Origin of the sequence: Sphingopyxis sp. 2PD (assembly GCF_005503695.1) — a bacterium.
Taxonomy (GTDB): Bacteria; Pseudomonadota; Alphaproteobacteria; order Sphingomonadales; family Sphingomonadaceae; genus Sphingopyxis.
In genome coordinates this window covers 14,865-33,016 of sequence record NZ_SCMU01000012.1, presented here as the reverse complement: position 1 = coordinate 33,016, position 18,152 = coordinate 14,865, and the positions used below count along the sequence as shown (strand labels likewise).

The 18,152-nt window shown below is 63.7% G+C and carries 15 protein-coding genes and 1 tRNA gene; 7 read left to right on the top strand and 9 right to left on the bottom strand.

Going from position 1 to position 18,152, the window contains the following annotated elements; translation table 11 throughout:
* The first annotated feature begins 69 nt into the window (after positions 1–69).
* The 4 genes from FFS18_RS10510 to FFS18_RS10495 are packed head-to-tail and all read left to right on the top strand — an operon-like array spanning position 70 to position 5,806.
* The gene (locus FFS18_RS10510) at positions 70–1,698 is read left to right on the top strand and encodes a thiamine pyrophosphate-binding protein (RefSeq protein WP_137870771.1); all 1,629 of its coding nucleotides are present in this window, start codon (positions 70–72) and stop codon (positions 1,696–1,698) included.
* Positions 1,695–3,137: an aldehyde dehydrogenase family protein gene (locus FFS18_RS10505; protein ID WP_249340371.1), complete on the top strand. Its 1,443-nt coding sequence runs from the start codon at positions 1,695–1,697 to the stop codon at positions 3,135–3,137. The genes FFS18_RS10510 and FFS18_RS10505 overlap by 4 nt, the downstream gene beginning before the upstream one ends.
* Complete coding sequence (gene kynU / locus FFS18_RS10500) at positions 3,127–4,398, top strand: kynureninase (protein WP_249340370.1); 1,272 nt, start codon at positions 3,127–3,129, stop codon at positions 4,396–4,398. Before FFS18_RS10505 ends, kynU begins: the two co-directional genes overlap by 11 nt.
* A gap of 22 nt (positions 4,399–4,420) precedes the next feature.
* Positions 4,421–5,806, top strand: a complete 1,386-nt coding sequence (locus FFS18_RS10495) for an amino acid permease (protein ID WP_249340369.1) — start codon at positions 4,421–4,423, stop codon at positions 5,804–5,806.
* On the opposite strand, the gene FFS18_RS10490 is transcribed toward FFS18_RS10495, so the two are convergent.
* Positions 5,758–6,789 (bottom strand): LysR family transcriptional regulator, encoded by a 1,032-nt coding sequence (locus FFS18_RS10490; protein WP_249340368.1) that lies wholly within the window; start codon positions 6,787–6,789, stop codon positions 5,758–5,760. The two genes, FFS18_RS10495 and FFS18_RS10490, sit on opposite strands and share 49 nt — an antisense overlap.
* Positions 6,790–6,935: 146 nt before the next feature.
* On the opposite strand from FFS18_RS10490, the gene FFS18_RS10485 reads away from it, so the two are divergent.
* Positions 6,936–7,928, top strand: a complete 993-nt coding sequence (locus FFS18_RS10485) for an amidohydrolase family protein (RefSeq protein WP_120217060.1) — start codon at positions 6,936–6,938, stop codon at positions 7,926–7,928.
* A 183-nt stretch (positions 7,929–8,111) separates the two neighbouring features.
* Here FFS18_RS10485 and FFS18_RS10480 read toward each other — a convergent pair whose 3' ends face one another.
* Together FFS18_RS10480 and FFS18_RS10475 are read right to left on the bottom strand one after the other, a co-directional pair.
* Complete coding sequence (locus FFS18_RS10480) at positions 8,112–8,558, bottom strand: VOC family protein (RefSeq protein WP_120217059.1); 447 nt, start codon at positions 8,556–8,558, stop codon at positions 8,112–8,114.
* Between the two features lie 12 nt (positions 8,559–8,570).
* A complete protein-coding gene (locus FFS18_RS10475; RefSeq protein WP_137870769.1) occupies positions 8,571–9,374 on the bottom strand; it encodes an aspartate dehydrogenase in 804 nt (267 codons plus the stop codon).
* 186 nt (positions 9,375–9,560) lie between these two features.
* On the opposite strand from FFS18_RS10475, the gene FFS18_RS10470 reads away from it, so the two are divergent.
* Positions 9,561–10,337: a sulfite exporter TauE/SafE family protein gene (locus tag FFS18_RS10470; RefSeq protein WP_137870768.1), complete on the top strand. Its 777-nt coding sequence runs from the start codon at positions 9,561–9,563 to the stop codon at positions 10,335–10,337.
* On the opposite strand, the gene FFS18_RS10465 is transcribed toward FFS18_RS10470, so the two are convergent.
* From FFS18_RS10465 to moaA, 6 genes are all read right to left on the bottom strand, one after another.
* Complete coding sequence (locus FFS18_RS10465; RefSeq protein WP_137870767.1) at positions 10,265–12,460, bottom strand: STY4851/ECs_5259 family protein; 2,196 nt, start codon at positions 12,458–12,460, stop codon at positions 10,265–10,267. The genes FFS18_RS10470 and FFS18_RS10465 overlap by 73 nt on opposite strands.
* A 197-nt stretch (positions 12,461–12,657) precedes the next feature.
* Positions 12,658–14,016 carry a hypothetical protein gene (locus tag FFS18_RS10460; protein ID WP_137870766.1) on the bottom strand — a complete coding sequence of 453 codons (1,359 nt, stop codon included), beginning with the start codon at positions 14,014–14,016 and terminating at the stop codon, positions 12,658–12,660.
* Positions 14,013–14,348 carry a hypothetical protein gene (locus tag FFS18_RS10455; protein WP_137870765.1) on the bottom strand — a complete coding sequence of 112 codons (336 nt, stop codon included), beginning with the start codon at positions 14,346–14,348 and terminating at the stop codon, positions 14,013–14,015. Before FFS18_RS10455 ends, FFS18_RS10460 begins: the two co-directional genes overlap by 4 nt.
* Positions 14,349–14,809: 461 nt before the next feature.
* A tRNA-Asn gene (locus tag FFS18_RS10450) sits at positions 14,810–14,884 on the bottom strand.
* 83 nt (positions 14,885–14,967) lie between these two features.
* A complete protein-coding gene (locus tag FFS18_RS10445) occupies positions 14,968–15,738 on the bottom strand; it encodes an NAD kinase (RefSeq protein ID WP_120217032.1) in 771 nt (256 codons plus the stop codon).
* A 25-nt stretch (positions 15,739–15,763) separates the two neighbouring features.
* Complete coding sequence (gene moaA / locus FFS18_RS10440; protein WP_502704172.1) at positions 15,764–16,786, bottom strand: GTP 3',8-cyclase MoaA; 1,023 nt, start codon at positions 16,784–16,786, stop codon at positions 15,764–15,766.
* Positions 16,787–16,839: 53 nt separating this feature from the next.
* On the opposite strand from moaA, the gene FFS18_RS10435 reads away from it, so the two are divergent.
* Positions 16,840–18,036 (top strand): GGDEF domain-containing phosphodiesterase, encoded by a 1,197-nt coding sequence (locus FFS18_RS10435; RefSeq protein ID WP_137870763.1) that lies wholly within the window; start codon positions 16,840–16,842, stop codon positions 18,034–18,036.
* Positions 18,037–18,152 lie beyond the last annotated feature (116 nt).

Below are 18,152 nucleotides of genomic sequence, written 5' to 3'. Positions count from 1 at the left end.
GGTATTATTTGTTTATGACAGGTCGGCCTAGGCCGCTTGCAGAGACAGGCTCTGTTTGAAGGATCGCGCATGAAATCGACCAATGTGGCCCGCAATGTCGTTGCGGCGCTCCGCGATATGGGGGTGCGCCATGTCTTTGGCGTGCCGAGCGGCGGCTGGGTCGATTATATGGAGGCGATCCGCACCACCGACGGCATCGACTTCGTCCTTGTCAGTCATGAGGGCGGCGCGGGTTTCATGGCCGACGTGTGCGGGCGTCTGACCGGCGTGCCCGGTGTCTGTTTCGGCACCTTTGGCCCCGGCGCGACCAACCTGGCCACCGGGGTCGGCGGCGCAACGCTCGACCGGTCACCGATGATCGCGCTGACCGACGAAATGCCCGCGCCTTGGCGCAGCCGTACGATCCAGATGGGGATCGACCATCAGGCGCTGTTCGCGCCGCTCACCAAGGCGACGATGCGAATCGAGGCCGACACCGCGGTCGATATGCTGGCGGCGGCGGCGCGGATCGCATTGTCGGGCCGCCCCGGCGCGGTGCATGTCGGGTTGCCGCAGGGAATGAGCGCGGTCGCTGTCGACGCAGCGCAGATTGGAGCGGTCGCCGCCGATCCGGTGCCTGCCGCCGCCGAAGATGATGTCGCCGCGCTGGTCTCGGCTTTCACTGCTGCGCGCAAGCCGGTGCTGGCGATCGGGCTGGGCGCGGTTCGCGCGAGCGTGCAGGACCGCATCGTGGCGCTGGCCGAACGCTTCGGCCTGCCGGTGCTGCTGACGCCGATGGCCAAGGGCATGATCGCCGAAGCCCATCCCAACTATGCCGGGGTATTGTTCCACGCGTTGTCCGACATGGTGGGACTGACCCATGCCGAGGCCGATCTGGTCGTCGCGGTCGGGTACGACCCGATCGAGTTCAATTATGAAAACTGGATGCGCGACGGGCTGGCGCTTGCCAGCATCGACATCGCGCCGGCGGACATCGATGCTGCACAGTACCCTGTGGTTGCCGATGTGGTCGGGGCGATCGCGCCGACGCTCGATGCCCTGCTGGCGCTGCCGGTCGACGGCAAGGATTGGGATCTGGCCGCGCTCGCCGCGCGCAAGGACGCGATGTTCGCCAAGCTTGCCGGGCGAGACGGCGCCTTTGGGCCGTGCGCGGCGCTCGACGTCCTGCGCGACGTGTTGCCCGATGATGGCATTATGACCTGCGACGTCGGCGCGCATACGCATCTGATCGGCCAGCATTGGCGTACCCCGGCGCCGGGTACCCAGATCATGACCAACGGCTGGTCGGCGATGGGTTTCGGATTGCCCGCGGCGATCGCGGCCAAGCTTTGCCGCCCGGATACGCCGGTGTGCTGCGTGCTGGGCGACGGCGGTTTCCTGATGACCGTCGGCGAACTCGCGACGGCGGTGCGCGAGAAATTGCCGATCGTCATCATCGTGTTTACCGACAACGACCTCGCGCTCATCCGCATCAAGCAGGAAAAGAAATCGAACCCGATTTACGGCACGCCGGTGCGGGCCGAGGGAACGATCGGCGGTCCGTCGCTGTTCGGGGTTCCGGTCACCGTCACACGCGATCCGGCCGAATTCCGCGCCGCGCTGGAGGCGGGCTTTGCCGCGGATGGCCCGGTGATTGTCGAGGCATTGCTCGACAGCCACGAATATGACGGCCTAGTGCTGCGCAAGGACAAGCCATGATGCATGTCGCGTTCGACAGCGGCCGATCGCTGTTGATCGACGGTCGCTGGGAGGCGGCAGCGGCGACAATGACGGTAGTCAATCCTTGGTCGGGCGCGGCGTTGGCCGAGGTCGCCTGCGCCGATGCGGGCCATGTCGAGCGCGCGGTGGCGAGCGCGGTTGAAGGGGCAGAGGCAATGCGCGCGCTGTCGACCGGCACCCGCGCGCGCATCCTTCACGATACCGCGCTGGCGTTGGACGGCGATGCAGCGCGCTTTGCTGCGGCAATCACCGCCGAGACGGGCAAGCCGATCCGCAGCGCGGCGCGCGAGGTCGCGCGTGCGGTCAACACGCTGCGCCTTTCAGCCGAAGAGGCGACGCGGCTCGCGGGCGAAACGATTGCCTTCGACAGCTTTCCGGGCGGCGAAGCGCGGTCGGGCCATTATATCTATGAACCTTTGGGCGTGATCGCCGCGATCACGCCGTTCAATGACCCGCTCAACCTGATCTGCCACAAGCTGGGTCCGGCGCTGGGCGCCGGTAACGCGGTCGTGCTGAAGCCCGCGGAGCAGGCGCCGCTGGTGGCGATCATGCTCGCGCGGCTGTTGCTTGCGGCGGGGCTGCCCGACGGGTCGTTGCAGTTGTTGACCGGGCGCGGGCGCGATTTTGGCGACGCGCTGACCGGGCATCCCGATGTCGCGATGGTCAGCTTTACCGGCGGCGCCAGCGTCGGCCAGGCGATAACGCGCGCGGCGGGGATCAAGCGGCTGGCTATGGAGCTTGGCGGCAATGGCCCGGTAATCGTCATGGACGATGCGGACATCGCGCGGGCCGCCGATGCCTGCGTGGCGGGCGCCTTTGGCGCGGCGGGGCAGAATTGCATCGGCGTCCAGCGCATCTATGTCCACGAAGGCGTGCATGACGCCTTTCGCGATGCGCTGGTCGCGCACGTACAAGACTTACGCGTCGGCGATCCGACCGATCCCGCCACCGACATCGGACCGATGATCTCGGCCGCGCAGGCCGAACGGATCGTCGCGTGGACCGCCGAGGCGGTGGCGCAGGGCGCGACCGTGCTCGCGGGCGGCGAGCGCGCCGGAACGCTGGTGCGCCCGACCCTGCTGGCGGGCGTCGCCGACGATGCGCGCGTCGCGTGTGACGAGGCCTTTGGCCCGGTTGCCAGCCTGTTTCGATTTGCCGACCTCGATGCCGCCATCGACGCGGCGAACCGCGCTGATTATGCCATCCACGCTGCGATCTTCACCGAATCGATCCGTCACGCGCGCCACGCGGCGCGGCGCTTGCGGGTCGCCGGAGTGATGATCAATGATTCGACCGACTATCGGCTCGACGCGATGCCATTCGGCGGCGCCGGGCGGGGCAATATGGGGCGTGAAGGCGTGCGCTTTGCGATGCGCGAAATGTCCCAGACAAAGGTGATATGTTTCCATGACGCTTGATCTCGCCACAATGGCAATTCCCGAAACGCCCGACCGCGCGTGGTGCGAGGCGATGGACCGCGCCGACGCGCTGGCGCCGGTGCGCGATCAGTTCGTCCTGCCCGACGGCATCATCTATCTCGACGGAAATTCGCTGGGGGCGATGCCAAAGGCGGCGAGCGCGCGGGCGCAGGCGGTGGTGACCCACGAATGGGGCACCGACCTGATCAAGAGCTGGAACAGCGCCGGTTGGTTCGACCTGCCCGAACGGCTGGGCGACAAGCTCGCGCCGCTGATCGGCGCCGCGGCGGGCGAGGTGATCGTCTGCGATTCGACCAGCCAGAATCTGTTCAAGGTGTTGTCGGCGGCGGTCGCGATGCGGCCCGACCGCAGCGTGCTGATCCTCGAGGGCAGCAATTTTCCGACCAATAATTATATTGCCGAAGGCGTCGCCGCGGCGACCGGCGGGCGCGTGACGGTGCGCCTGTGCGAAAAGGACGAAATTGCCGGCGCTATCGACGAAAGCACCGTCGCGGTTGCCATCACTCATGTTCATTACAAGAGCGGGCATGTCCACGATATGGCGGCGATCACCGCGCGCGCCCACGCTGCGGGGGCGCTCGCGATCTGGGATCTGTGCCACAGCGCCGGGGCGATGCCGGTCGACCTGAATGGCTGCAATGCCGATTTTGCGGTCGGCTGCACCTATAAATATCTGAACGGTGGCCCCGGTTCGCCAGCCTTCCTGTTCGCGGCGAAGCGGCATCAGGGACAGGCGTCGCAGCCGGTCACCGGATGGTGGGGCCATGCCGCGCCCTTCGCCTTCGAACCCGGTTACCGTCCGGAGCCGGGGCTGCGGCAGTTTCTGATCGGTACCCAGCCGATCCTGTCGATGGCACTCGTCGAAACCGGGCTCGACATTCATTTGCAGGCCGACATGGCGGAGATCCGCACCAAGTCGATGGCGCTGACCGACCTGTTCATCCGCCTGGTCGAACAAAGATGCGCCGGGCACGGCTTTACGCTGGCTTCGCCCCGCGACGCCACGGCGCGCGGCAGTCAGGTGTCGTTTGCGCATGCCGAGGGCTATCCGATCATGCGCGCACTGATCGCCGCCGGGGTGATCGGCGATTTCCGCGCCCCCGATACGGTGCGCTTCGGCTTTACCCCGCTCTACATTGGCTATGCCGATGTCTGGGATGCCGTCGACCGGCTGGTGACGATCATGGATCAGGGCGTCTGGAAACAACCCGAACATCAGGCGCGCGACGCCGTCACATGATCAAGATTTAGGGGGGATGGCGATGGACGAACAGTCCTGTGTGGACCGCGAGGCGGGGCTCGAACGCGGGCTGACTAAGGCGCAGATCATCATGATCGGGCTGGGCGGCGCGATCGGCACCGGGCTGTTCATGGGGTCGGGCATCGCGATCGGCTACGCCGGTCCCGCGGTGCTGGTGAGCTATGCGATCGCGGCGCTGATCGCGGTGATCATGGTGTTCAGCCTGTCCGAAATGGCGGTCGTCCATCCAACTGCCGGATCTTTCGGTACCTATGCCGAAATCTATCTCGGCCCGATGATGGGGTTCATCGTCCGCTATACCTACTGGATCCAGCAGGTCTTGCTGATCGGCAGCGAAGCCGTCGCGGTCGGCATCTACATGAGCTGGTGGTATCCCGATACGCCGGTGTGGATGTGGGCGATCGGCAGCGCCGCTGTCGTCGTGTGGGTCAACACCCGCGCGGTGCATAATTTCGGGTCGGTCGAATATTGGCTGACGGTCATCAAGGTGTCGGCGATCGTCGGCTTCATCATGGTCGGCCTGTCGCGCATTTTCGGGATCGTCGGCGACCCGGTGGGCCTGCACAATGTCACCGGGCTGGCCGGCGGTTTCTTTCCCAACGGCTTTTCAGGCGTGTGGATGGCGGTGTTGATGGCGCTGTTTTCCTTCATGGGGCTGGAGTTCGTCGTCGGTACCGCCAGCGAGGCGAAAGATCCGAAAACCGCAATTCCGGCGGCACTGCGTACGATGGCGGCGCGGTTGTTCCTGTTCTACATCCTCGCGCTGTTCATCATCGTCGCCTTCCTGCCATGGACCGAATCGGGCGCCAAGGTCGTCACCGAAAGCCCGTTCGTGAAGATGTTCGCCAGCGCGGGAATTCCCTATGCCGCGGGGGTGATGAACTTCGTCGTCGCCTCGGCGGCGCTGTCGGCGATGAACACCAGCATCTATATGGGGTCGCGGATGCTGTTCTCGCTGGCGCGTGGCGGCTATGCCCCGCGCGCGCTGGGCGAATTGAACGCGCAGAAAGTGCCGATGCGCGCGACGCTGCTGACCGGCGTCTGCATCCTCGCCGCGGCGTCGGTGTCGATCCTGACCCCGCTCGCCTATAATTATCTGTTCGGGATCACGCTGTTCGGCGGGCTGTTGGTGTGGAGCACGATCCTGGTCAGCCACCTGCGGTTCCGGCGCCAGCACCGCGCCGCCGATCTGCCCGTACAGATGCCCTTCTTCCCCTATGCGCAGCTATTGGGCCTGACGCTGCTCGGCGCGATCGCGGTGACGATGGCGCTCGATACCGACTTTTGGCAGACCGCGGTGATCGCCGGGGTGCCGTGGCTGGTGATCGTGGCGTCGGCCTATTTTGTTTGGCGGCGGCTCTCGCCCGGACCGTCCGCGACGTCCTGATCCTGCCCCAGCTCGGCGCGGATCTCGGCGGCGACCTCGTGGACGACCGCCATGAAGTAGCGCGCCGCCGCCGACAACTCGCCATGCGCATGGGTCGTCGCGCCGATGCGCGAATTTGCCCCCTCCAATATCACGGGCAGCGCGGTGAGCCCCGCCTGACCCATGCCGACCTGATGCGGCATCGTCGCCAGCATGTCGGTGTTCATCAGCAGCGCATGGTTGGTCAGGATCGAAACCGACTCGATGACGTCGTGCGGCGGCTCTAGTCCTTCGTGGCGAAAGGCGTGATCGACCTGGCGGCGCAGTGATGTCTGCGGCGGCGGCATCACCCACGCCTGGTCGATCAGGTCTGCGAGCTTGAGGCCGCCACGCTGGGTCAGCGGATGCCCCTCGCGCACCATGATCGAGACGGTGTCCCGATAGAGTACCTCCTGACGCAGCCCCTCGCGCTCGCGATATTCGGGCAAGCGGCCCAGCACGACATCGATGTCGCCGGTGCGCAGCCCGGGCATCAGGCGGTCGATCGTGCCTTCGTCGACCGTCACCGCGATCCCCGGGCGTCGTTCGCGCAGCCGCGCCAGCGCGCGCGGTAGCAGCGAGGTCGATGCGGCGAGCAACGTGCCGACATGGACGCGGCCCGACAGCCCTTCCTCCAGCGATTGCAGTTCCTCGCCCGCGTGGCGCAGCTGGGTCAGGATCAGCTTGGCATGTTTGATCATGACCTGGCCAAAGTCGGTCGGCGTCACCCCGCGCGACGAGCGATCGAACAGCTGGACACCCAGCGCGTCCTCCAGCTCCTTGATGCTCTTGGTCGCGGCGGGCTGGGCGATGTTCAGCGCCTGCGACCCTTTCAGCACCGTGCCCTCGTCGGCGATCGCGGTGAGCAGGCGCAGCTGGCGCAATTTCAAACGACTCAGCAGAAAATTTTCGTGGAACTTTGGCATCTTGGCCCCCGGACAGCGGATTTCGATGGTTATATCCATTTTATAATAGCGAGGGCAAGTCTCGGGATTATTGTTGATAGCCAAGCGCCGTTACCCACGGTCATGGCCTGCGCCCGATCCGGCGAGCAGGCGCGACGGCGAACGGGGATGCGGCAATAGTCATGACCAAAGAGGCTTCACAAAAAATGGCGGTCATCGACATGCACAGCCATTTCTTTCCCTTGATGGATGCGGATTATCGCGCCTGGGCGGAAACCGAAGGGCTGCCGTGGCTGCACGATGCCGGCGGCGGCGAGGGTTTCATCATGCAGGGGGCAAGCGAGTTTCGCCCCGTCGACGACATCTTGTGGGACCCCGCGCGGCGGGTCGAGGCGCTCGATGCGCAGGGCATCGATTTGCAGGTCATCTGCGCCACCCCGATCATGTTCGGCTATAGCCGCCCGGCGGCGAAGGCGCTGGAATGCGCGCAGCGCTTCAACGACGAAGCGCTGATCTTCTGCAACCATGCGCCCGATCGCATGAAGGCCTTGGCGCAGGTGCCGCTCCAGGACATCGACCTGTCGTGCGCCGAAGTCAGCCGCGCGATGGCGACCGGCCATCTGGGGGTCCAGATCGGCAATCATATGGGGCTGCGCAACCTCGACGATGCGGGAATTCAGACCTTTCTGACCCATTGCGCCGACGTCGGCGCCGCCGTGCTGATCCACCCATGGGACATGATGGCGCGCGAGCGGATGCCCAAATATATGCTGCCCTGGCTTGTGGCGATGCCCGCGGAGACCCAGCTTTCGATCCTGTCGCTGATCCTGTCGGGCGCGTTCGAACGGCTGCCCCGGAACCTGCGCATTTGTTTTGGCCATGGCGGGGGCAGCTTTGCCTTCCTGCTCGGCCGCGTCGAAAATGCCTGGACCCACCGCGACATCGTGCGCGTCGATTGCCCCAATCCGCCGTCGAGCTACGTCGATCGCTTCTTTGTCGATTCCGCGGTGTTCGATCCGCGCGCGCTCAGCCTGCTGATCGATGTGATGGGCGAGGATCGCGTGCTGCTGGGATCCGACCATCCGTTCCCGCTCGGCGAGCAGGACATCGGGTCGCTGGTGATGGGGCATGACGGATTGAGCACCGCGCAGAAGGCAAAGATCATGAGTGGCAATGCGAAGGCGTTCCTGGGGTTGTAGCGCCCGCTAGGAATTTCGTCATTGCGAGCGAAGCGAAGCAATCCAGAGCGGTTCACGCCACCCTGGATTGCTTCGCTTCGCTCGCAATGACCATGTAAACTGCACCTGCGGACACCAAAAAAGGCGGCCGGAGCGATACTCCAGCCGCCTTCCTTTTGTCCGCGCGGTCACGCGGCACTGCGTTCAGTCCGCCTTGGGCGCGCCCTGAAAGCTTTCGGTCCCCGCCCAGCCGCGTTCGGACACGTCGACCATGACATTTTCGGGGCCGGTCATTTTATATTCGGCATTGTCCTTGGCAGGGTTCTTGCCCAGCCCCTGCGCCAGATTGACGTCGTGGCGCGGCGCGTAGCCCGAGTTTTCGAACCGCTCGACGACCGCGGCGATGTCGTCGCACTGAAAACCGATGTGGTGCAGCCCGGTATAGCCTTCGGGGAATTCCATCCCCGCTGCGGGCCGGTTCTTGAAGCACAGGAGCGCGATGTTGATGTGGCCGTCGGTGACATAATAGCCGCGCGCGTTGCGGCTATCGATCTTGCCGGCCAGCGTCCAGCCGAGCACGTCGGTGAAGAAGCCGACCGAATTGTCGGGGTCGGCGGATGCGATTGCCACATGGCGGAGGCGGGTGGTCATGATTGGGCCTTTCTAGGTTCCGATACGGATGGGGCTGACGAGATCATTGAGCGCCGCGACGATACTCTGCGCGGTGATCCGGCCGGTGCCGGGGTTCTCGTCGGTGGGAATATTCTCGATGATCAGTTCGAAGCGCGCGCTGTCGGAATCGACGATGATGCGGTGGGTGTTGCGCTCGAGCGCCGGGTCGGCCCAGATTTCGAGCTGGGTCAGCGCCGGACCGATCCCCGCCATCCCGAGCGCCGCGGCGACATTGACGTTGGCGGGAAAAGCCATCGCCCCTTCGAGCGCGCTGCCCGCGAAGATTTTCAGCGGCTCGGTAAGCCCCGAAAGGTCGATGCGGTTGCGCACGACATGTTCGGCCTTGACCAGCGACTTCACCGGCTTGCGCGTCACCATCGTCACCGAGTGGATAGTGCCGACGGCGGCGGCGCGGACGGCGTCGAGCCCGAGCAGCGCCCCAGTCGCCAGGATGATGCGCCCGCCATGCGCGCGGGCGATCTCGATCGCTTCGGGCCATTGCATGAGCGCCGCGCCACTGACCGTGACCAGCGTTTTGCCTGCGCCGAGCGTCGCGGTGGCAATGTCCCGAAAGGCGGTCGTGGGGGCGCTGTCGACGATGACGTCCGATACAGCGACGAGCCCGGCGGTGTCGACGATCGGAACCGGCGAGCGCAGCTGCGCCATCGCCGTGGCGGCGCGTACCGGTTCGCCCGCGGATACCGCGGCGAGTTCCAGCGGCAGCACGCTGGCTTCGATATGGCGCGCCACGACGCGGCCGATGGTGCCGAACCCGGCGATGCCAATCTTCATCATGGCATCGGCGCTACGGGGTCTGTGCTATATGCGATAATATCCAATCGCCGCACTGCTATTCCTGAAAATATATAGAATGCTCGATCGCAATCGTTATATATTTTTCGTTATATATTGGCTCATTTTCTATCTTTGACTGAATATCGGGCAATCCGCACAAGCAAGATCGAACTTGCGGGGGAGCCGATGCATTCGCTTTTGAATCCTGATCTGCTGACGCTGGCGGCTATGATGCTGCTGACCGGAGCGGTCGGCGGCGTGATTGCCGGATTGCTGGGCGTCGGCGGCGGGATCGTCATCGTCCCGGTGCTCGACCTCGTGCTTGCGGCGCTCGACGTCGACAGCGCGGTGCGGATGCATGTCGCGGTCGCCACCTCGCTCGCGACGATCGTGCCGACCGCCATCTCATCGTCGCGCGCGCATCATGCCAAGGGCGCGGTCGATCGCGATCAGTTGCGCCGCTGGGGCGCCGCGATCTTTCTGGGCGCGATTGCCGGCGTCCTGCTCGCGTCGCGCGTGAGTGGCGACATGTTGTCGGCGGTGTTCGGGGTCGTTGCGCTGATCGTCGCGATCAGGATGTTGTTGCCGCTGGAGGGCAAACATATCGCCGACGCCGTCCCCGGCGGACCGGCCGGGCAGGCGATCCCTTTTGGCATCGGCGGCATTTCCAGCATGATGGGGATTGGCGGCGGGACGCTCAGCGTCCCGGTGATGACCCTGTTCAATGTCCCGATCCACCGCGCGGTCGGGACAGCGGCGCTGTTCGGCCTGTTGATCAGCGTTCCCGCGACCGCGGCGTTCGTCGTCACCGGCTGGAATGTCGAGGACCTGCCGCCCGGCAGCCTCGGCTATGTCAATCTGATCGGCTTCGCGATCATCGCGCCGGTATCCTACCTGACTGCGCCGTGGGGTGAACGGTTGAGGAAGGACTGGACGATATGGTCACTACGCGCCACATACTGATGGAGCGTCGCAATGGATAATCTCGCGCCGCGATCGGCAGGACCAGTTGTCCAATGCGAAATCCAAGCTTGGTGGGGAAGGGGCACCGCGAGCGCGACTGGATCGATCCCAGGTCGGGAGAGCGTGAGCCCGCCCGAAGAGCGGCGACCGCCGCGACGGGGAATGCGCCAACCACCGCTTGCTGCGGATCGACCCGCGTCCCACAGCACGCTGCCATCCCAGCCGGCGACGGTGAATTCCACGGAGTCGCCAACGAACGCTCGCTGTATCTCGAAACCTTCCGGAAGAACGATCGCTTCTGCGCGATCGCGAATATGTCCAGTCTTCCCGTCGAGCCACGCGAACTCGCAGTGTCCTGGAGTGACATCGCGGTCGAGCGGCATCCAATCCCGCATGCCTGCCAGACGCCACCAAGCTTCACGGGCCGCGGGTGCGCGCGCCACGCCAGAATCCCTGAGTTCGAGCCTGGGCAGCCCAACAAGAAGTTGCAAATCTGGCTGTGCGCTGGTGCATCCCCGCGGTGCTTGGCCAATCAAATGAAGACTGTCGCGCCGGTCATTCGCTTGGCCGCAGCGAATAAGATACAAATCGCCGCGCTTTGACCGAACACGCAGGGTGCCGCACACATCCCAAAGGTGCCGGCCAACGTCACCTTCCCCCTCTAGCTGCCCGCACGAACTATCATCGCCCTCTGCCTCAACACTCCAGTCATCCGGGAGATCGAGAAAGAGGCTTTGAGGCCGGAAAGCGCCACTGCCGGTGCCGACAAGGGCGAGATGGGTCGGCTGCTCATCTTCATCGACTGTCTCGGCAAGAAAAACTCGCACTCCTTCGGCGACCCGCGTCCCGTGAGGGAGTAGGAATGGCCCGCAAACACGTTTGCCTTCGCCGCGCAGCTCGACCTCCACCGGCACATGAAATGGAAGATCAAACTCGATGCGCGACGTTGCCGGCCGAGCGGTCCAATCCCGGTCGTCTCCGGGTTCGACGATTGCTAGTTCTCCCGAAACGTGGCGCGCGAACGCTCCAGCCGGATACAGGCGCAATCGGCTCCATTCGTCCGACAACGCGCCCGCCAGTTCACGCTGATCTATTTCTCGCAGGGAACCCTGGAGTTCGAGGCGCACCTTCTCATGCCACTCGCCGCGCTCGCGCACCAAAAGCCGCGTGGCGCGAACGCTGCCGCTGCCTCCCCTTATCGGCGCAGCTCGGATCAATCCGTCGACGAGTGCGCGCCCGTCATCAACTTGGAGCGGCAGGTCGTTCCGCCAGCCCGGGCGGTTGACGTCGAGCCAAGCAGAGACAAGCGATCCGGACACAGCGCCGCCGGCCTCTGCTTCGCGCCGGAGTCGCACGATCTGCAGCGCCAATTCAGCGCATACGGTCCGCATCCCCTCGTGGCGCCAAGTAACCGGAATCATCGCGTCGAGTGCGGCGGCATGGGCGTCGGCGCGTGGTAAATCTGGATCGGCCTCAGCCAGGAGTAACCCAGTCAACCGCTCAAGGTATTGGCGTGCCCAGCCGCTGTAGTCTCCGGAGAAGGCCGCCACAGGAAAGCCGCCCTGCCGCGCGATCGCCGACAGGCGAAGATGGAAGCCGTTCAAACGCAGCGGCGGGATTTTCCAGAACCGAAGGCCAACGTCGGCGACACGTCGCCAAGGCGCATGGTCCAGAACGAGACCGATCTCATCTCCCAGATCTTGCCATCGTTGTAGACCGCCACCGTAGCAGCGACGATACCATTCTGCCGCCCAGAGCACGAAGAGGGCGCAGTCAGAGACTTTGCGCTGGAAAGACATCGCGGGTGCGCGCTTTTCCAGCTCGGCTTGTGCTGCAGTGAATTGCTCTTTGCTCAGCCGATATTGATAGAGGGGGCGCCCGTCAGGAGCATCAATGCCTAGACTTGCCAGCCAATCCGGAGCGGCAGAGGATGACGCTGGGGTCGAAGGTCCGGCCGGAAAAGGGCGGAGTTTGCGAAGCGCGATTCGACGCGCCATCGCATCAATGCGCAGCCGTCCCGCCCAAGGCTCAGATCGGCCCATGAGCAGGTCGCAAATCTTGAGCAGACCGTCGGCATCGTCATGTGCCGCAGCAATCTGCGCTTCGAACTCTTGGCGCTGCATTCGCCCTCCGCATGACTGCAACTGTGTCGTCGCTGTCATATTTACGCCAGCATGATCAGTGATGCTGCATATCGTCCGCTAAGATTGTTAAAATTCCGGTCCCATCATTGAAATCGCACCGAAACTAATGGTCGACGATAGTTCGGACTGGACGCTCTGCCTTTCGTTGCGCAACGTTGGCGACGGAGTAAGCTCTGTCAAAAGATTATGCCAAACCCGAGCTCAAGCTTGTCTTCCTTGGTGTAACTGATCGGCTCGTGGCCCTTTCCCCAAGTCACACCGAAGTCCAGTCCCGGGCCATCGTCGAGCCAGAAACGATATTTCACCATTGCATCCCAGCGTGAGATATTTGGTGCGCGTCCAGCGATGACGGGAAGATAGCGGTAGGACAAGCTGCCGATCATTTCGGCTTTGTCGCCGATCGGTGCAGCCAATTGATATGCCGCAGTCCCGCCAAAGGCGAGAAATTCCCCATGATCTTTGAAATCCGCAGTCCCGGCTTCGAGAACGTGACTGGCCTCCGTTTCAAACTTGATCAGACACCGCGTCCTGAACTTAAGGCCCAGAGCTGTGACCTGATTATAGCCGCCGATGTCGCACAGTCTCCCGACTGACACCGCAAAACCTGGAACGAGGGAGGCGCGAAGTTTGAGCCGCTCGGCGTTGTGCGCAAAATCGGACACATATGCAGCTTGCAAGCTGCCGACCAACGAGACGTCTGCTGCGCTCCGTAGCAAAAGGCCATTGAGGCTAAGGCCGGTCTCGAGCGCGTCGACGTCACCGTCCGACTGGTCCTTGGTCGGATCGTCGGCGGGCCGCGTTCTTTCCTGACTCAGCGCGTAGCTGCTGTATACATAAAGTGGCGCTTGGCTGGTCGGTCCCGTAAGGCGCAGCCCCGCTGTGCCGTTAAACGTCAGCGAGGTAACCGTCTTTCGAGTTCCATCGTCCTTTTCCGTGCGCGTTCGCACGAGCCCAATCTTCGCGGAACCCGCCTTTTTTGACGCATCGCCAGCTAGAGCAAGTTCATCGACCTTTTCGCGGACTGCAAATGCGCTGCGTTTGGTGCCCTCCTCAAATTCCGTGATTATCGGTTTTGCGGGTTTTGAACCAATGCATCGCAACACGATCGTGCGCGAGCGATCAAAAAGCCAATTTGCGCCTTCCGGGGGCGCGACCACCTCAAGTTTCCGATCACCAACCGAAACATTCGATTTTGGACCGAGATATTGTTCGAGCCTTTGGCGAAGTGTCAGAATATCCATACGAGGATCGTTGTAAGTTTGGACTTCCCCGCGGAAAACAGCGGCGATCGCTCGGTCGCCAAAGTCCGGATACGAAACGAGCGTCGAGTCCGCGAGCAATTCTGATCCCAAGACCCCGGCTTGCGCAAGAACAGCCTCGGCAAGTCGCTTTCGTAGGGCTTCTCCCGTAGGGTTGCTCGAACAGGCGGATGCGATCACTGGGCCTATCTCGCGCGCTGCCTGCGCCGGGCTTGCTAGTGCCGCAGCAGCGCATCCAAAAGCGATCATTGCAGAAAGACGCAGGCGTCCGCTCATTCGCCCCACTCCGCAAGCAGCGCCTTGGTCTGATAATAAATAAGCCGCGTTTCGGTCACGCTGGCCTTCGCGGTCAAATACGCCTGGAATTCGTCGAGTGATTTTTCACCAGCCGTTACGACCGCGCTTTTTGGAATCGAGAGCTTTCTCTCAATACGCGCCTCGAAATTCTTGATGATGATCTGTGCTTCCGTCGACCAACGCGCGAGGTCGAGCCCCCAGCCGTCTGCCACGCTCATGGGCACAATTGCAGACCAGTTTTCGGAACTTTCCGAATGCTTGTCCGCGACCATTGCCTCGATCGAAAGCCGCGCTAATTCCCAATAGGTCATGCGCGCCCCTCCTCCCGCATGAAGGCAAGCATCTAACCATATTCGCCTTGCGGCGTCACGATGAGAATGAACTGATTTGGTTGTATCCGATGGTCGGCAGGAGACTTGGGTCGGGGATCGAAACCAACGACAAGGATATTATTCGATTATCAGTTAGCTGCCCATCGCCAGATCTCGCGCGGAGCATGTCTCTATGTCGATTATAACAGTGCTGTGAGGCGAAATGCGTGGGGCAGAATCAGGCCGCTCGCGGTCGCCCGAGTTGGTCGCATACGTGAAATTTAAATTGTGAGGGGCAAAGACATGCAGGTCTTTAGTCCATCTCAATAGGCCTTCATGATGGCCGATGATCTGCTCACACCCCTCAAAAAGCCAAAAAACGCTCTTTATTGGGTCAGAAGCGCCCTTGAACGGGTCAACTTGCGCTCTTTAGTGGGCGGCTCAAGCAGCGAATGAAGAAATGGCTCCCCGGGTAGGATTCGAACCTACGACCGATCGATTAACAGTCGATTGCTCTACCGCTGAGCTACCGAGGAACACCCCGCTGATGCGGGCAAGGCGGCCCCTTTGCCGCGTGCCGCCAACTTTATCAAGGGGGTTTTGGCGCGAATTGTCTCGCTCAGACGATAAATTGTTCCATTGCGATGCGTTCGTCCAATCCCTGGTCGGGGTCGAACAGCAAAGTCAGCGGTCGGCTGCGGTCGGTGGTGACCAGCACCGTCTTTACGTCGCGGATTTCGCGTTGGTCGGCGACCGCGCTGACCGGGCGTTTCGCCGCTTCGCGGACGTTGAAGCGGATGCTGGTCGATTCGGGGACCAGCGCGCCGCGCCAGCGCCGCGGGCGGAAGGGGCTGATCGGGGTCAACGCCAGCATTTCCGATTCGAGCGGCAGGATCGGGCCATTGGCGCTGAGATTGTAGGCGGTCGACCCGGCGGGGGTCGCGACGAGCACGCCGTCGCACGCCAGTTCCTCGAGCATCGTCTTTTCGTTGATCAGCACTTCGAGCTTGGCGGCCTGGCGCGTTTCGCGAAGCAGCGAAATCTCGTTGATCGCGGGCAGGATGTGCCGTTCGCCGCTGATCGTCGTGATGTCGCCCGCCAGCGGGTGGATGAGGAAGGGGCGCGCCGCCGCGATCCGGTCGAGCAGCCCCTCGACGCGAAACTCGTTCATCAGGAAGCCGATCGTGCCGCGGTTCATCCCGAACACCGGCAGGCTGCGGCGCTGGTCGAGCAGCTGGTGCAGCATGTGGAGCAGGAAGCCGTCGCCGCCGAGCGCGATCAGCAAATCGGCCTCGTTCAGATCGACAAAGTCGTAGAGCGGGCGCAATTCGGCTTCGGCTTCCATCGCCGCGGGCGCGTTCGATGCGACGAGCGCGATCTTGCGTTGCATTAAGCTTCCCCCAGAAGGCGGAGTGTCAGCCGCCCGTTGCACTCATATGACGCGCGACCGCCGGTGTGGACTTTCGTTCGATATGAAAGTCATGCGCGCGGGGTTTGCCAGCCAATGCGGCATCAATCAAGCCGTCGACATCGCCGCGCTCGCGCAGCGCCGCGCGCAGGTCGATATGGTCGTCCTGGCCGAGGCACATATAGATGCGTCCTTCGACGGTCAGGCGGATCCGGTTGCACGTCGTGCAGAAATTGTCGCTGAGCGGGGTGATCAGGCCCAATGTCACGGGGCTACCCTCGATCGCGAAATAACGCGCCGGGCCGCCGGTGCGCTTGTCGACCGGATAGAGCGCGTGCGTATCGCGCAGCGGTGCGATGAAATGATGGAGCGGGATATAATGGTCGCTGCGGTCGGCCTCGACCTCGCCCAGTGGCATCGTTTCGATGAGCGTGAGGTCGCAGCCGGTGGCGGCGCAATAATCGAGCATCGGGAGCAGCTGGTCTTCGTTGAGCCCCGCGAGCGCCACCATATTGATCTTGACCGCGATCCCCGCCGCGCGCGCCGCGGCAATTCCGCCGAGCGCGACATCGAGGTCGCCGACGCGCGTGATGTGGCGAAAGGCGGCGGGATCGAGCGTGTCCAGGCTGACGTTGATGCGGCGTACGCCCGCCGCCGCGAGCATTGGCGCATATTCGGCGAGCCGCATGCCGTTGGTCGTGAGGGTAAGTTCATCGAGCCCGTGCCCGATCATCGCGCCCAGCCGCGCCGCGAGCGTGTCGATCCCCCGCCGAACCAGCGGCTCGCCGCCGGTCAGGCGGATCCGGCGAATCCCGCGCGCGACGAAGCGTTCGGCGAGCTCGCCCATTTCCTCGATGCTCAGCACTGCCGATTTGGGCAGGAAGGTCATGTCTTCGGCCATGCAATAACGACAGCGCAGGTCGCAGCGATCGGTCACCGACAGGCGTAAGTAATTGATCCGCCGACCATGGCCGTCGATCAGAGGCGCCGTCGATCCGGCAGGTTGGGAAAATGTGACAGCCACAGGCACCTTGTGATGCAAAAGGCAGGAACTTGGCAAGCAAAGCCTGCTACGGAGACGCCATGAATCGCTTGTCCGAAACCCTTTCCGCGTGCGTCCGTAAACTCGAAGGTTTGCATAACCGCCACGACGCCGATGCCGGCGTCATTCTGGTCCAGATCGACCAGATGGCCCGGATCAACAGCAGCGCGGGGACCGCGACGGGTGATGCGGTGCTCGATGAAATCGGGCGACGGCTGGAAAATTTCGCCAGCGACGAATTCGGGCCGGGATCGTGCGTCGATCGACTCGACGGGCCACGCTTCCTGATCGTGCCATCGACGCCCATGTCGCTGGGGGCACTCCGCGCGCAGGAACGCGCGCTGCATGTCGCGCTGGCCGAACCGATCGTCGGCGATCCGAACGGCCGCCTGTCGATCCGCATCGCTGCGGCGCTGATCACGCGCGACGAATCGGTGGCCGAGCAACTGCGCAATGCGGGGGAACAGCTGTCGCGCCCGGCGTCGGCGCGCGATGGTGTTATGGTCCATGCGGCGCTATCGGGCGACGAGGTGCTGATCCATTACCAGCCGCAATATGATGTCGGCACCGGCGAGATGGTCGGGGTCGAGGCGCTGCTGCGCTGGCAGCATCCCGAGCTCGGCCTGCTCGGCGCGGGGCCGCTGGTCACCGCGGCGCGCGCCGCGCGGCTGGAATGCGAGCTCACCGAGCATGCGCACCGCGTCGCGCTCGCCGAAATGGCGAAATGGCCGCGGGCGCTGGCGAAACTGCGCGTGTCGCTCAACATCACCGCCGCCGATCTCGGTGACCCCGAATTTGCGGGGCGGTTCGCCGCCATGGCGAAAGCGGCGCAGGTCGATCCAGACCGGCTGACGCTCGAGCTGACCGAACAGGCGATGCTGAGCGATCCGGCGAGCGCTGCCGAGCAATTGGCGCAAATCCGCGCGCTGGGCTGTGCGATCGCGATCGACGATTTCGGGACGGGCTATTCCAGCCTGTCGCTGCTCGCGCGGCTGCCGATCGATTATCTGAAGATCGACAGCGGCTTCACCCGCACCATCGACGGCAGCGACCGCGACCGCATCGTCGTCCGCGCGATCGTCGATCTCGCGCGCGCGCTGGGGCTGTTGGTGGTGGCCGAGGGGATCGAGAATCAGCGCCAGCTGGAACGGCTGCGCGAACTGGGGGTCGCGACCTGGCAAGGGTTTTTGAAGTCGGGGCCGGTGCCGGGGAATCAGTTGCCGGGGTTGATGGGATAGTCGTCGCCCCGGCCCGAGTGGAACCGTAGCCCTGAGCTTGTCGAAGGGCGCCTATCGGCGACAAGCGCCCTTCGACAAGCTCAGGGCTACAATGATGGACGATGCGGTTGAACCGG

Coding starts and splice junctions, on each gene's coding strand:
- FFS18_RS10510 (WP_137870771.1), top strand. CDS start 70: ATGAAATCGACCAATGTGGCCCGCAATGTCGTTGCGGCGCTCCGCGAT.
- FFS18_RS10505 (WP_249340371.1), top strand. CDS start 1,695: ATGATGCATGTCGCGTTCGACAGCGGCCGATCGCTGTTGATCGACGGT.
- kynU (WP_249340370.1), top strand. CDS start 3,127: ATGACGCTTGATCTCGCCACAATGGCAATTCCCGAAACGCCCGACCGC.
- FFS18_RS10495 (WP_249340369.1), top strand. CDS start 4,421: ATGGACGAACAGTCCTGTGTGGACCGCGAGGCGGGGCTCGAACGCGGG.
- FFS18_RS10490 (WP_249340368.1), bottom strand. CDS start 6,789: ATGGATATAACCATCGAAATCCGCTGTCCGGGGGCCAAGATGCCAAAG.
- FFS18_RS10485 (WP_120217060.1), top strand. CDS start 6,936: ATGGCGGTCATCGACATGCACAGCCATTTCTTTCCCTTGATGGATGCG.
- FFS18_RS10480 (WP_120217059.1), bottom strand. CDS start 8,558: ATGACCACCCGCCTCCGCCATGTGGCAATCGCATCCGCCGACCCCGAC.
- FFS18_RS10475 (WP_137870769.1), bottom strand. CDS start 9,374: ATGATGAAGATTGGCATCGCCGGGTTCGGCACCATCGGCCGCGTCGTG.
- FFS18_RS10470 (WP_137870768.1), top strand. CDS start 9,561: ATGCATTCGCTTTTGAATCCTGATCTGCTGACGCTGGCGGCTATGATG.
- FFS18_RS10465 (WP_137870767.1), bottom strand. CDS start 12,460: ATGCAGCGCCAAGAGTTCGAAGCGCAGATTGCTGCGGCACATGACGAT.
- FFS18_RS10460 (WP_137870766.1), bottom strand. CDS start 14,016: ATGAGCGGACGCCTGCGTCTTTCTGCAATGATCGCTTTTGGATGCGCT.
- FFS18_RS10455 (WP_137870765.1), bottom strand. CDS start 14,348: ATGACCTATTGGGAATTAGCGCGGCTTTCGATCGAGGCAATGGTCGCG.
- FFS18_RS10445 (WP_120217032.1), bottom strand. CDS start 15,738: ATGCAACGCAAGATCGCGCTCGTCGCATCGAACGCGCCCGCGGCGATG.
- FFS18_RS10435 (WP_137870763.1), top strand. CDS start 16,840: ATGAATCGCTTGTCCGAAACCCTTTCCGCGTGCGTCCGTAAACTCGAA.